Annotated in this window: 16 protein-coding genes; 3 read left to right on the top strand and 13 right to left on the bottom strand. The window is 57.0% G+C overall.

Annotated features, from left to right (window positions below; translation table 11 throughout):
• Positions 1-9: 9 nt before the first annotated feature.
• The 7 genes from AC2FHW_RS11535 to AC2FHW_RS11505 all read right to left on the bottom strand — a co-directional run bounded on the left by AC2FHW_RS11535 (position 10) and on the right by AC2FHW_RS11505 (position 6,528).
• Complete coding sequence (locus AC2FHW_RS11535) at positions 10-1,104, bottom strand: zinc-binding dehydrogenase (RefSeq protein WP_271951619.1); 1,095 nt, start codon at positions 1,102-1,104, stop codon at positions 10-12.
• An 82-nt stretch (positions 1,105-1,186) separates the two neighbouring features.
• Positions 1,187-2,386 carry a TCR/Tet family MFS transporter gene (locus AC2FHW_RS11530; protein WP_271951559.1) on the bottom strand — a complete coding sequence of 400 codons (1,200 nt, stop codon included), beginning with the start codon at positions 2,384-2,386 and terminating at the stop codon, positions 1,187-1,189.
• A 73-nt stretch (positions 2,387-2,459) separates the two neighbouring features.
• Positions 2,460-3,185, bottom strand: coding sequence for an alpha/beta fold hydrolase (locus AC2FHW_RS11525; protein WP_142639401.1), 726 nt, complete (start codon positions 3,183-3,185; stop codon positions 2,460-2,462).
• 12 nt (positions 3,186-3,197) lie between these two features.
• Positions 3,198-3,986 carry a 3-oxoadipate enol-lactonase gene (gene pcaD / locus AC2FHW_RS11520; protein WP_496821941.1) on the bottom strand — a complete coding sequence of 263 codons (789 nt, stop codon included), beginning with the start codon at positions 3,984-3,986 and terminating at the stop codon, positions 3,198-3,200.
• A 57-nt stretch (positions 3,987-4,043) separates the two neighbouring features.
• Complete coding sequence (locus tag AC2FHW_RS11515) at positions 4,044-5,018, bottom strand: threonine ammonia-lyase (RefSeq protein WP_281973455.1); 975 nt, start codon at positions 5,016-5,018, stop codon at positions 4,044-4,046.
• Positions 5,015-5,842: an alpha/beta fold hydrolase gene (locus AC2FHW_RS11510; protein WP_281973456.1), complete on the bottom strand. Its 828-nt coding sequence runs from the start codon at positions 5,840-5,842 to the stop codon at positions 5,015-5,017. Before AC2FHW_RS11510 ends, AC2FHW_RS11515 begins: the two co-directional genes overlap by 4 nt.
• Positions 5,842-6,528, bottom strand: a complete 687-nt coding sequence (locus tag AC2FHW_RS11505) for a haloacid dehalogenase type II (RefSeq protein WP_496692939.1) — start codon at positions 6,526-6,528, stop codon at positions 5,842-5,844. The genes AC2FHW_RS11510 and AC2FHW_RS11505 overlap by 1 nt, the downstream gene beginning before the upstream one ends.
• Before the next feature lie 109 nt (positions 6,529-6,637).
• Here AC2FHW_RS11505 and AC2FHW_RS11500 point away from each other — a divergent pair, with 109 nt between their 5' ends.
• The gene (locus tag AC2FHW_RS11500; protein WP_281973458.1) at positions 6,638-7,066 is read left to right on the top strand and encodes an FKBP-type peptidyl-prolyl cis-trans isomerase; all 429 of its coding nucleotides are present in this window, start codon (positions 6,638-6,640) and stop codon (positions 7,064-7,066) included.
• A gap of 15 nt (positions 7,067-7,081) precedes the next feature.
• Here AC2FHW_RS11500 and AC2FHW_RS11495 read toward each other — a convergent pair whose 3' ends face one another.
• Genes AC2FHW_RS11495 through fabA form a run of 4 tightly spaced genes read right to left on the bottom strand, consistent with a single transcriptional unit; the run spans position 7,082 to position 9,894 of the window.
• Positions 7,082-7,267 (bottom strand): hypothetical protein, encoded by a 186-nt coding sequence (locus AC2FHW_RS11495; protein WP_142639413.1) that lies wholly within the window; start codon positions 7,265-7,267, stop codon positions 7,082-7,084.
• A gap of 59 nt (positions 7,268-7,326) precedes the next feature.
• Complete coding sequence (locus AC2FHW_RS11490) at positions 7,327-8,118, bottom strand: enoyl-ACP reductase FabI (protein WP_271951566.1); 792 nt, start codon at positions 8,116-8,118, stop codon at positions 7,327-7,329.
• Positions 8,119-8,123: 5 nt separating this feature from the next.
• The gene (gene fabB, locus AC2FHW_RS11485) at positions 8,124-9,353 is read right to left on the bottom strand and encodes a beta-ketoacyl-ACP synthase I (protein ID WP_496821938.1); all 1,230 of its coding nucleotides are present in this window, start codon (positions 9,351-9,353) and stop codon (positions 8,124-8,126) included.
• 31 nt (positions 9,354-9,384) lie between these two features.
• Positions 9,385-9,894: a bifunctional 3-hydroxydecanoyl-ACP dehydratase/trans-2-decenoyl-ACP isomerase gene (fabA, locus tag AC2FHW_RS11480; protein ID WP_142639419.1), complete on the bottom strand. Its 510-nt coding sequence runs from the start codon at positions 9,892-9,894 to the stop codon at positions 9,385-9,387.
• Between the two features lie 187 nt (positions 9,895-10,081).
• Here fabA and irrA point away from each other — a divergent pair, with 187 nt between their 5' ends.
• On the top strand, positions 10,082-10,498 hold the full coding sequence (gene irrA / locus AC2FHW_RS11475; RefSeq protein ID WP_142639421.1) for an iron response transcriptional regulator IrrA: 417 nt from the start codon (positions 10,082-10,084) through the stop codon (positions 10,496-10,498).
• A gap of 2 nt (positions 10,499-10,500) precedes the next feature.
• On the opposite strand, the gene AC2FHW_RS11470 is transcribed toward irrA, so the two are convergent.
• Entirely contained in the window at positions 10,501-11,391 is an 891-nt protein-coding gene (locus AC2FHW_RS11470) for a LysR family transcriptional regulator (RefSeq protein WP_271951570.1), read from the bottom strand.
• Between the two features lie 86 nt (positions 11,392-11,477).
• On the opposite strand from AC2FHW_RS11470, the gene AC2FHW_RS11465 reads away from it, so the two are divergent.
• Positions 11,478-12,275, top strand: coding sequence for a phytanoyl-CoA dioxygenase family protein (locus AC2FHW_RS11465; protein WP_496678936.1), 798 nt, complete (start codon positions 11,478-11,480; stop codon positions 12,273-12,275).
• Positions 12,276-12,280: 5 nt separating this feature from the next.
• On the opposite strand, the gene AC2FHW_RS11460 is transcribed toward AC2FHW_RS11465, so the two are convergent.
• Positions 12,281-13,144, bottom strand: coding sequence for a glycosyltransferase family protein (locus AC2FHW_RS11460; RefSeq protein ID WP_496821989.1), 864 nt, complete (start codon positions 13,142-13,144; stop codon positions 12,281-12,283).
• Positions 13,145-13,220: the final 76 nt, after the last annotated feature.

The following is a 13,220-nucleotide window of genomic DNA, read 5'->3' as shown; positions in this document are numbered from 1 at the left end:
CGGGGCTGCTTAGGCCCTGTCAAACATGATGACGTTTCGTTTGGCCGATCCGGTTTTGGTATCCGCAATCGCCTCGTTGATTTGCGACAAGGACCAGCGGCCCGAGATCAGTTCATCCAGCCTCAGCCGCCCCTGTTCATACAGGTCGATCATCCAGGGAATATCACGTTGGATCACCACATCCCCCATCTTTGACCCGATCAGCCCCTGACCAAGTGCGGCCAGGACAACAGGTTCATAGCTTGCCATGTCGCCGGAATGGGGCATCCCGATCATGATGGCCTTACCGCCTCGGCCAAGATAGCGAGCGGCCTGGTCATAGGCCGGGATTGCACCGACTGTGATCAGCACGGCATCGGCCCCTCGACCGCCAAGTGCGCGGTAAGCTGCCTTCCATGGTGCGTCCAAAGTGGCCAGAACGCCGTGGGTTGCACCAAATTCCTTTGCAATGGCCAGTTTGTCCTCGGTCATGTCGACCGCAACGATACGCCGGGCACCCGCAATCCGTGCGCCTTGTATGGCGTTCAGGCCAACGCCTCCGGCCCCGATCACGACGACATCCTGACCCGGGCGCAGACCGGCGGCATTCACGGCAGCGCCCACACCGGTGATTACCCCGCAAGACAGCAGACTGGCCACATCCTTTGGCAGGGCCTCGGGAATTCTCACGATCTGCCGGTGGCTGACCACGACTTTTTCGGCAAAAGCCCCGCACGCCATTGCTTGCTCCAGCGGGCCCCCGTCAGCGGTGCGCAACGGACCTTTTACAGTGTCGTGGGGTGTTTCACATAAGGTTGGCTTGCCACCCGCGCAGGAGGGGCAGGAACCGCATGCACGGATAAGCGTCACCACGACGGAATCGCCAACCTCGAACCCTTCGGTCATGCCGCCCGTTGCGGTGATCACACCCGCTGCCTCATGGCCATAAACAGCGGGCAGGAATCCACCCCAGGCGCCGCTGGCGAAAGAAATGTCGGAATGGCAGATCGCAACTGCATCCAGGGTGACCTCGACTTCGCCGGCGGCGGGCGGGGCGATCAGCACGTCTTCTATGACCAGGGGTTTGTCGAATGCCCGACATACGGCCGCCTTGATGGATTGCATGTTGTCCTCGTATTCGGTTTGAATCACGGTGGCGCGGTTCGGAATGTCCTGCAAGGCCGAAACCGTCATCGTCATGTCGTTGTTATGCAGAAATGGGGCGAGATCTGTAAAAGAGGATAAGGCCGACAATCATAAGGCACATGGCCAGAAGAAACGGCGCGCCGGGAAAATAGATGGCGGTGCCGGGCTTTGCGAACCAGGCAAATACGCTGCTCATGACCAGAGGGGAAATCACCATGGAAAGCGCGTGCAGTGAAGTTAGCACGCCCTGAAGCTCTCCTTGTTGCGAATCTGGTGTTGCGCGCGAGGCCAGAGCCTGGATTGCCGGGGTTGCGACTGCGCCGATAGCCGTGATCGGGATCAGCATCAGCGCGATTATTCCATTAGTCAGAAAAGCCAGAAGCAGAAAGCTGACAATCTCGAACACCATCCCGAGAAGGATTGTTACGCGTTCGCCGAGAAAACGTGTGGCGGGGCGTATCAATCCGCCCTGAACCGCGGCCATTCCAATTCCATAAAGACCTAGCGACACACCAATCATCTGGGGTGACCATCCAAAACGCTCGGCGGTGAAATAGGCCCAAATGGCCGGATAGACGTAGATTGAGACTGAATAGAGGAAATAGACCCACAACATCGGACGGATTCCCGGCAGCGCCGCGATGGCACGCAATGAATTCAAGGGGTTAGCGCGGCGCAGGCTGAACGGGCGCCGGTTCTTATCGGTCACCGTTTCAGGCATCACCATCAAACCGACGCCGAATGTTATGGCCGAAAGCGCTGCGGCAGCCCAGAAGGGCGCACGTGTTCCATATTCGCTCAGCAATCCGCCGATGACCGGACCCAAGACAAAGCCAACCCCGAATGCCGCCCCTAACAGACCGAAGTTCGCAGCTTTTTCGTGGGGTTTCGACACATCCGCCATGAACGCCGCGGCGGTGGAATGAGTTGCGGCTGTGATCCCGCCGACGATCCGACCGGCAAGTAATAGCCAAATACTGCCAGCAAGCGCCATGACCACATAGTCCAGCGACATAACAAACAGCGATACCAACAATACACCCCTGCGCCCGAAAGCGTCAGACAGGTTGCCCAGGATCGGTCCAAAGATAAATTGCATCGCTGCAAAAGCGGTGCTTAGGACGCCGCCCCAGATCGCCGCGCTGGCCAGCGTACCACCCTGAACATCAATAATGAGCTCGGGCATAATGGGCAGCACAAGGCCAATCCCCATTGCATCAATCATGACAGTGGCAAGAACAAACAGGAAAGGTAAGCGCATGGGAACCGACAAAGAAAGTTTCGGGCACCCTATCGGGGGTCAGGTTCAGAGGAAAGCCGCAAGATTTCGCAGATCAGTCAAGAGTATCAAAGCCCTGCGCGATGTCGTCCAATAGATCGGCCAGTTTTTCAGGGTGCGAAAAGAATGGCGAATGAGAGCTTTGGATGGAATGGCGCATTCCCTCGGGCATGCTGAGGCTCATGATGTGCTGGTATTCAGGCGGGATGGTATGGTCGTCGAGTGTTCGGATATATGCTTTGGGCATATCCTGAAAATGTGCTGTCAGGGTAAGCCGTGTCTCCTGAGGTGCAATGGCCTGCGGGCAAAGCCGAGCCAGCGCATAGAGCAGGACCTCTTCCGGGCAGTCGTGGTAAAACAAGGCCTTCACGCTATCGGGTTTGACCGTATAGGACAGCCCGTCAGTCGATTTTTCGACGGCATCAACTATTGTTTGCCGCGGTGATTTCCGGCGCATCTCGACCATCGACAATCCGTTCTCGGGGACGTAGGCGGACAGGAAAATAAGTCCGCGCATCGCATCCGGTCTCAATTCGGCGGCGGCACTAATGGGGTATCCCCCCCAAGAATGGCCGACGATGATCGTATCCGATCTGCTCGCAGCCAGAACGGCGTTCCGGCAACTGTCCAGGGTCACCTGGTCGATCGACGTCGGGTCAGATCCGTGGCTGGGCATATCAATTGCGCGGACCGAATGGCCGCGTGTTTCAAGTGCTGGGATCAAATCTCTCCAACACCAGGCACCATGGCATGAGCCATGGACCAACAGAAAATCCGCCAAAGCAATGCTCCTTCAGATATGACCGATGCCAGTCAAAAAGTCTTTTAGTAGGGCCGCGTATTCAATGGGTTGTTCGACGCAGGGCAGATGGCCCGCTTTGCGTATCAATTCGAAACGGGCACCGGGAATAAGATCAATGGTTTCTTTTACTAGATCCGGCGGGGTAGAGCCATCCTCGCTGCCCGCAATGCCCAAAGTCGGCAAACGCAGGCCACTTGTCGGCGTGTAAAAATCGGTTCCGGAAATGGCGGCGCAACATCCCAGATAACCTTCAACAGGTTGCCGCACCATCATGTTGCGCCATAGCAGGTGCTGGGGCGACGCGTGGAAAGCCCGCGAGAACCAGCGCTCCATAGTTGCGTCGGCTAGCATTTCGATGCCGCCGATCCGGACGGCTTCTATACGGTCCGCCCAAATCGCCGGGGTGGCTATTTTGGCCGCTGTATTTGATAGAACCAGCCCGCGAATCAAATCCAGGCGTTTGACGGCCAGACCCTGCGCGATCATCCCGCCGATGGACAGACCGACAAAAACGCAATCTCGGACCTTTAGGTGATCCAGAAGGCCTTCGGCATCGCGGATCAGCGCCCCCATCGAATAGGGCGCCTGAGGCGCCGAGGACAGGCCATGCCCGCGTTTGTCGTATCGAATGACTCGCAGCCCATCAGGCAGGTATGGCAGCATCGCATCCCACAGGCGCAGATCGGTGCCCAGCGAGTTCGCGAATACGATCGGCGCGCCTTGTGGGGCGCCGTCGATCCGGTAATGAAGCTGTACATCCCCAAGGTCAGCTATCTGCATAAAAATCCTTTGTCTTTGCATGCTGAACTGACACGCTGCCGGAACCGACGGCGGTTGTCAGGTCAGGAACTCCATAGCTTTGGCAAAGACGTCCGGGTCCGCATTGCCACCCGATGCGACAATGATAACGGCGTCTCCTTGAATTTCGGACCTGCGAAACAACGCTGCGGCCAGGGAAACCGCACCGCCCGGTTCCAGCACGATCTTCAGGCGCAGAAAGGCCAAAGCCATGGCGCGCATCGCCTCTTCTTCGGTCACAGACAGGCCGGGACCGCACAGCCGTTGCAGGATCGGAAAGGTGATGTCGCCGGGTTGCGGGGTCAGAATGGCGTCGCAGATATTGCCAGATGTGGCCGCGTTGTTCTGTATTCGTCCCAGTGCCAACGAGCGTTTGACGTCGTCAAACCCTTCGGGCTCGCAGGGGCGAGCGCGCAGACCGGGTGCGTGCCCCTCGAGCGCAAGCGCAATACCCGAGGTCAGCCCCCCGCCGCCGCAACAGACCAGCACATCGGCCTGTTCCACACCCAGAGCAGCCGCCTGACGCGCGATTTCCAGCCCGGTTGTTCCTTGCCCGGCTATCACCAGCGGTTCATCATAGGGGCGGATCAGGGTCAAGCCACGCTTGGCCGCCACGGCCTCCCCGATTTCTTCGCGGCTTTCATTGGAGCGGTCATACAGAACCACCTCGGCCCCCAGAGCGCGCGTGTTGTCGATTTTGAGCTTTGGGGCATCCGAGGGCATGATGATAACAGCCGAAATACCATGCTGTGCGGCGGCATAAGCCACGCCCTGAGCATGATTGCCCGAGGAATAGGCGATCACACCTTTCTTTCGGTCTGCTTCACTGAGGCCCGAAATGGCCGACCACGCCCCGCGAAACTTGAAACTGCCGGTGTGCTGCAGGCATTCCGGTTTTACCAACACGCGGCGACCCGCGATTTCATCCAAAAACGGAGAGGTCAGGATTGGTGTTTCTCTGACGTGCCCTTGCAGACGCAGGGCTGCGGCTTCGATCATTTCAAGTGTGCTCATGCCGCGTCCAGTACTTTGCGAATAACGCCCAATGATTGAGGTTCGTCCAGAAACGGCACGTGTCCGCGATCGGGCACGGTAGCCGAGATCAACCCTGGATGCCGGTTCTGCATCTCGGCCAATGTCTGCGCGCTCAGAAGATCGGAATTTTCACCGCGAATGACACCCGTTGGGATGTCGTGCAGGGCCTCGAAGAATATCCACATATCCGGGATTGCCCCGGCTGCGGCCTGTTCCAGCAGCGCTGTGCGCAGGGCCGGATCATAGCGCAGGGTCAAACCCTCTGTCGTTTCCTGATTTTGAAATTCAGCCATCTGCCGCCATCTTTCCAGCGAAATCCCTGGAAACTGCGGGCCCATCATGTGCTGAAGCGCCTGCGCGGCCTCGTCATACGTTTTCGAGACCGGTTGCTTGCCGACATATTCCATTATTTTGGCGATGCCCGATGGGTTAAAGACCGGACCAACATCATTGAGCACAACAGCCGCCAGCCGCTTTGGGTGGGTGGTGGCCAAGGTCATCGCGATCAGGCCTCCACGTGAGGTCCCAATCACGGTCACCTGATCCAGGCCAAGATGATCCAGCAGATCAATCACGTCTTGAGATTCGCGTAACAGGCTATAGTTCCCGTGATCCGAGTCATGCTCGGATTGCCCGCGCCCGCGATAATCCATCGCGATCATCCGCCAATCGGTTATGTGCGGGGCAAGAAATGAGAAATCCCGGCTGTTTCGGGTAAGGCCAGCCAGACACAGGACCGGCTTGCCGCTGCCGGTGTCTTCGAAATAGAGGCGTTTGCCGTCGTTGGTCGAAAAAAAGGGCATCAGAGTCCTGCAAGTTCCGGAATGGAGGTCAGGTCGGACAGTACATGCGTTGGCTGCCATGGCAACCGATCCATTGGTTCGTTCGCACGGTTGACCCAGGCGGTGACGAAACCATAGCCACTGGCCCCCGCCGCGTCCCAGCCATTTGAGCTGACGAACAAGACTTCGTCGCGCTCGCAGCCGAACCTCTGCGCGACCAGATCGTAAACCTTGGCATGCGGTTTGAAGACGCCGACGCTTTCGACCGACAGAATATCATCCAGAACGCCGCTTATACCTGCGGATTGAACCGCACCATCCAGCATCGGCGGTGATCCGTTCGACAAGATCGCAGTCTGCATCCCGCCGGCTTTCAGGGTGGCCAGCATTTCGGGAACCTCGGGATAGGCCTGTAATTCCCAGTAGAGATCAAGCAGGCGCTGGCGTAGGGCAGGGTGCTGGTCCAGCCCCGTTGCCTCTAGTGCCCAATCCAGACCGTCCTGGGTGACGTCCCAGAAATCTGCATGTGCATCGGCCACCGCACGCAGCCAGGTGTATTGCAACTGTTTCAGGCGCCAGTGATTGGCCAGATCCGGCCATTTCTGCTGTAACGCCTCAAAGCCGGGTTCTGATGCAGCTTGCCTTGCGGCTGCGGCCACATCGAACAACGTGCCGTATGCATCAAAAATGCAGGTTGTGATCGGCATCAATTCCCCTCCGTTCATTCGGTGCAGGTTTGCAAAAGTGCTAAGGGTTTACAATGTTGCTTCATTGCCTAGGTTTGACCGCTCAATTTTTTATCGGCCGGAGGCCAAAATGACAGCGATAAAACAGGGCGACACAGTTTGCATCCACTATACCGGTACGTTGCAGGACGGGAATGTCTTTGACAGTTCACAAGGGCGCGATCCACTGGAATTCGAGGTGGGGTCCGGGCAGATTATTCCCGGATTGGACAGTGCTATGCCTGGTCTGGTGGCCGGGGACAAAAAACGTGTCGAGATCGCCTGCGTTGATGCTTATGGGCCGATCAATCCCGAAATGCGCCAGAGCATTCCACGCGAAGGTATTCCGGACGACATCCCGCTTGAACCCGGCACCCAGTTACAGATGCAAACGCCCGAAGGGCACGCATTGCCGGTAACTGTTGTCGAGGCTGATGAGGTGACCGTCACGCTGGACGCGAACCATCCTCTGGCCGGAAGGGACCTGATTTTCGAAATCGAAGTGGTTTCGGTGAATTGAGTTTCGTGATCTGGATCAGCCTGAAAACAGGCTGGTCCATGATGCAAAGATCTCGCGTACATGCGGCTGAGTGAAGAATACAAACAGCATCAGCAGCATTGTTAGGGTCATCAAGGCGACGCGGCCTCTAAACCCCAGAAAACCCGGTTTTCGGCGGGAAACCCGCTTGCTGCTGGCGATGATTTGCTCTGCTTTGTTCATGCAATTATCCCTGCCTGCGAAAGATGGTCAAATCTTGGCACTGACAGGGAAAGAAATGGTCACATATGGTCCGGTTGAGGCATTCCCAGAACGTGGAAGCCACCATCAACACGAATAACTTCGCCCGAGGTGCATGCTCCCGCATCCGAAGCCAGATAAACCGCGGTGCCGCCGACAGCCTCAAGCGTGGCATTGCTGCGCATCGGTGCGTTCTGGTCGCAGAACTTGAAGGTCTTGCGGGCCCCACCGATGGCCGCACCGGCCAGAGTTTTCATCGGACCCGGAGAGATTGCGTTCACCCGGATTCCGTCAGGTCCAAGATCGTTGGCCAGATAACGGGTCGCTGATTCCAGCGCAGCTTTGGCCACACCCATTACGTTGTAGTTGGGCACAACCCGGTTAGACCCCTGATAGGTCAGCGTCAGGATCGTACCGCCGTTTTCTTTCATCATCGGATAGGCGCGGCGGGCCACTTCGATCAGCGAATAGGCCGAAATATCCATCGAATTCTTGAAATTCGCCCGGCTGGTGTCCAGGAACCGGCCTGTAAGCTCGGACTTGTCGGAATAGGCGATGGCGTGGACCACAAAATCAATGGTCGGCCAGCGCTGGGCCAACTCGTCAAAGGCACGATCCAGCGACTCGTCATCAGTGACGTCCGCATCGACCATGAAATCGCTGCCAAGGCTCTGCGCCAGCGGTTCCAGCCGCTTTCCGAATGCCTCGCCCTGATAGGTGAATGCCAATTCAGCGCCCGCTTCGTGCATGGCCTTTGCGATGCCCCATGCGATCGAACGGTCATTCGCCACGCCCATAACGAGGCCGCGTTTGCCTTTCATTAGATCTGACATTCCATTCACCCGTTATACTTTGAAAGAACCATGGACCCGTTCGTCCCACCAAAGCCGAAGCTGTTGGTCATGACGCTGTCCAAACCTGCATTTTCAACTAGCTGAGTTGCAATTTCTCCGGGCTGGATGCCCTCGGCAAGCGTGTCGACGTTGATCGACGGCGTTATAAAATCATGTTCCAGCATCAAAAGGCAGAAAATAGCCTCCAGCGCGCCAGCCGCACCTTGTGCGTGACCTGTCATCGACTTGGTCGAGGAAATCGGCGGCACGCTTCCCACGCCAAAAATACGGCGCACAGCTTCGACTTCGCCGACATCTCCGACCGGGGTCGAGGTGCCATGGGCATTGATGTAGTCGACCTTGCGGCCTTCGGGCAGGGTGTCCAGCGCCAGACGCATGGCGCGTTCGCCACCTTCGCCAGAGGGGGCTACCATGTCGTGACCGTCGGAGGTTGCTGCAAAACCCGTCACTTCAGCATAGATTTTGGCGCCGCGTGCCAATGCGTGTTCCAGATCTTCCAGCACGACAATACCGCCTCCGCCGGATATCACGAACCCGTCGCGGTCTTGGTCGAATGCACGAGAAGCTTTTTCGGGCGTATCGTTGTATTTCGACGACATGGCACCCATTGCATCGAACAGACAGGACAAGGTCCAGTCCAGCTCTTCCCCGCCGCCCGCGAACATAATATCTTGTTTGCCCATCATGATCTGCTCTGCGGCATTGCCGATGCAATGCAACGAGGTCGAACAGGCCGAAGTGATCGAGTAATTGATGCCCTTGATCTTGAAGGCGGTCGCAAGGTTGGCCGAAATGGTTGAGCACATGCATTTAGGAACTGCAAACGGGCCGATCCGCTTGGTCGCGCCGTTTTTCAGAACGGTCTGATGCGCAGTCAGCATGGCGCTGGTCGACGGTCCGCCCGATCCGGCGACAAGGCCGGTACGTGGGTTGGCAACCTGGTCTTCGGTCAATCCTGAATCGGCAATCGCCTGGCTCATCGCGATATGCGCATAGGCCGCTCCGGGACCCATAAAGCGCAGGGTGCGCTTGTCCACATGTTCGCTAACGTCGATTTTGAGCGACCCGGCGATCTGGCTGCGAAAGCCATGTTCGACCATCTGGTCATTGGCCACGATGCCGGACTTGCCGGCCTTGAGTGAGGTCAGAACCTCTTCGGCATTGTTCCCGATGGAAGAGACAACTCCCAAGCCGGTGACAACTACTCGACGCATGTGCGTGCTCCTTATTTGGGGCCGGTCAGGCTCAGGCTTCGGACAGAACTACTTTCATGTCCTTGACATCGTAAATCATCTCACCGTCGGCTTCGACGATACCATCTGCGACACCCATAGTCAGGCGGCGGGTCTGGATCGCTTTCTTGAAGTCGATTTTATAGGTCAGCATCTTGCGGTCCGGGCGTACCATACCTGTCAGCTTGACCTCGCCCACTCCAACGGCCATGCCGCGCCCTTGCCAGCCGCGCCAGCCCAGGTTGAATCCGGTCAGCTGCCACAAACCGTCCAGGCCCAAGCAGCCGGGCATGATCGGGTTGCCGGGGAAATGGCAATCAAAGAACCAAAGGTCGGGCGTAATGTCGAATTCAGCGAGAATATGACCTTTGCCATGGGCGCCACCATCGGCCGAAATCTCGGTGATCCGATCCATCATCAACATCGGCGGGGCGGGCAACTGTGCGTTCCCGGGGCCGAATAGTTCGCCGCGGGCGCATTTCAGCAGATCGTCCTTGTCAAAGCTGCTTGGGAATTGGGCCATTCTGCGCCTCTCCTGCCAGGGGTCTTTCCATCTAATTTGGTCTCGTCTAGCACCCGTATGCAAGGTCCTGCAAGAGCAGTGGCCTACATCATGTTGTGTTTACATTATTCTCTGCGAATGAAATTCATTTGAAATTACCTGACTACAGCACTTATATATACCTCAGCAACAAATTGGTATTGGACTGATGACAGCAGATTGCCAGAGCATAGCCACAGGTTGGTTGGTTCACGCCGGATTGCGTCCGACGCGTCAGCGCGTAGCATTGGCAGAGCTGCTGGTCGGTGATGGCCGCCATCGCCACGTCACCGCCGAAAGCCTGTTTGAATCGGCCAAACAGAACGGAGATGCTGTTTCTCTGGCGACGGTTTACAACACGTTGCGCGCCTTTTGCGATGCCGGGGTTCTGCAAGAAATTACCGTTGACGGATCGAAAAGCTATTTCGACACCAACACGCATGATCATCCGCATTTCTATTGGGAAGATGAGGGCCGGCTCAGCGATGCTCCGTCCGAACAGCTGGTCATCCAGCGACTGCCCGACGCGCCTGAAGGGGTTGAGATCGCGTCAGTCGACGTTGTGATCCGTCTGCGTAAAAAGTAAATTTACGTCATCAGTCCGGTCAGGATGTGCTGTGCCTTTTCGCTATGCGGATCCATAGGGCCTGTTCCATGCCGTGCCACAACAACGGGTTCTGCTGCGATTTCATCTGACACAGGTATGCTGACCAACGGCATCCCGTCATAGCTGGTCTTGGCAGGAATGTTGGCATAGCTGATGGCAACGCCTTCGCCATGCGCCGCGAGGCTGCGTTGGATCTCGGGCGACGCGGCCCGATGTGCGACATTGGGGTTCTGCCCAAGTTGACGGAAGAGACTCAGGAAATGCTGCGCAGATAGTCCCTCGTTCGACAGGATCAGGGGGTAGGCCACGACATCCTGCAATGATACCTGCGCCCGATTGGCCAAGGGGTGGCCTTTTGTCATAACCGCGATTGGTCGATTGGTGAACAAGGTGGTGGTGGAAAAAGCCGCATCCAGTGTCAGACCATAAGTCAAGGCAAGGTCGATCTCACCATTGACGAGGCCGGAAATTAGGCCCTGAAATTCGTCTACGCGATACGTGATATCAACTTCGGGCATGTTCTGTCGCAGGCTATGCAGAGCCTTTGCCAGCAGGAAAGGCGCGAGGTCGTCGAAACAGCCCAGACGCAGGCGCGTGGTTGCGGTCCCGTCTGTACCAGAATTTTCCAAACGTGCGGCACGTGTTAGCAGGGCCTCGGCGTTTTCAATAAAGCTGCGTCCCTGCGGTGTCAGCGCCATGGCCGCTCCGCGCTTTCGGATAAACAGCGGATAGCCCAACTGGTCTTCGACCCGGGTCAACGCATTCGACAGGGCTGGTTGCGAAACGTTTAGATGCAACGCTGCAGCAGACAGGCTGCCATGCCGTCCGATGGCGCAGACATATTCATATTGGCGTAGGGTAACGTATAACATAAAGTTAACTATACATTTCAAATATATTATTTGAATAGATGAAAATTTCATGAGCAAATTCAGGTTAAATTCGAACGGAGGCGCAGATGGCACACCCCCTGGTTACGCAAGAGATGATTGACACATACCAACAGGACGGCGTGGTTCTGATCAAAGATTTGTTCGCCGACTACGTGGATACGCTGCGTGACGGCATCGCGGCCAATATGGCTGAACCCGGACCATATGCGTCGGACAACCAAAAACAGGGCGAAACCGGTCTGTTCTTTGATGATTACTGCAACTGGTCGCGTATCGAACAGTTCCAGAACGTGATCCACAATTCACCGGCAGCCGAGGTCGCAGCGGATCTGATGCAGTCGCAAACCGTACAAATGTTCCATGACCATGTTCTGGTGAAAGAACCAGGCACGTCGATGGCAACGCCGTGGCACCAGGATGGGCCATACTATTTCGTCGAGGGCAGTCAGACGATCAGTTTCTGGTCGCCATTGGACCCGGTGACACAGGCCACCCTTCGTTGTGTGGCAGGTTCACATAGATGGGAAAAAGAGGTTCTGCCCACGCGTTGGGTCTCGGAAGAAGGGTTTTTCGCGGATGAAGGCCAGTACATCCCCATTCCCGACCCCGATGCCGAAGGTATGAGGGTGGTTGAATTCGAAATGGAACCCGGTGACGCGGTTGCCTTCAACTACCGTACGCTGCATGGCGCGCGTGGAAACCAGTCTGACAGCCGCCGCCGTGCTTTTTCCTTGCGGTTGGTTGGGGAGGATGCGCGATATGTGGAACGTCCGGGGCGCACTTCGCCTCCGTTTCCGGGCCACGACATGCAGCCCGGGCAGCGTTTGCGGGAAGATTGGTTCCCGGTTCTGCTGCGACGCTGAGCTGCCTAGAACCACTGCCCCGATTCGATGAGCCCCAGTTCCAACAGCTGCTGGGATGACCACTGGAACCGAGCCGAGTTGCGCCAGCGGAAACTGGGGATGTCGAAGGTCGACCCCGCGTTGCTTTTAAGCGCCTTGGCTGCGCGGAAGGAGCAGATCGCAGCCGTCAGATTGTGGTGCCAGGGGCAGGAATAGGTGTTGTACTCGGGCTCATTGAACGTGTGGTCGGGCAGTAACAACAGATCATCTCGCGATTTGAACAACCCGATTCTGTCGATGCGGCGGCGTTCATAGGGGATGTGATCTTCGAACCGCCAGCGCAAACCGCCGGATATGTCCAGCTGTCTTTCCAGCGGGTGTCCTTCAGCATTGTGTCGGGCATGTGCGTAATACCCGGTGCGGTCCAGCATGGACTGATCCGGGGCAACCCCGTTTGGAAAGGCGCCAAGGTCATCGGCATAGAGGTCGATCACATGGGTCAACATGGCGTTGCGGCGTTCTTCGGTGTGAAAAGCCAGCAACTCTCCGATCGTGCGCGTTTCACAGAAAGGAAAGAACAGGTATTCGGCATTATAGCAGTAGTACATCCAAAGATCCGGGGCGGCCCGGATGACCTGATTAACCGTGTCAAAGACGACGGTTCTTGGTGCGCAGGTCAGTGTCACTCTGTGGATACGCTCGGTCAGTTCAGGATCCAGCGTAAAGGCTTCGGGCATAAACACGATCAGTGACTTGAAGCCAAGGTTCAGATGGTGCCGGATGGTGCCGTCGATCTCGACATCGTCTTCGGCGAAGATCATCGCAACCGGACCTTTGGCCAACGTGGCCTTGCCGGATTGAATGAAAGAAGTGAGACTGTCGTACTGCATTGCCTGTCCGGCCCCGTCCAACTGGAGTTTTCGGTCAAAATCGGGTAATCGCGCTGGCATTGCAAGCGGCGTTCGT

Source organism: Ruegeria sp. YTSA108 (assembly GCF_059610185.1).
The sequence above is the reverse complement of the archived record's forward strand: the minus strand, read 5'-3'. Positions and strand labels throughout refer to the sequence as shown.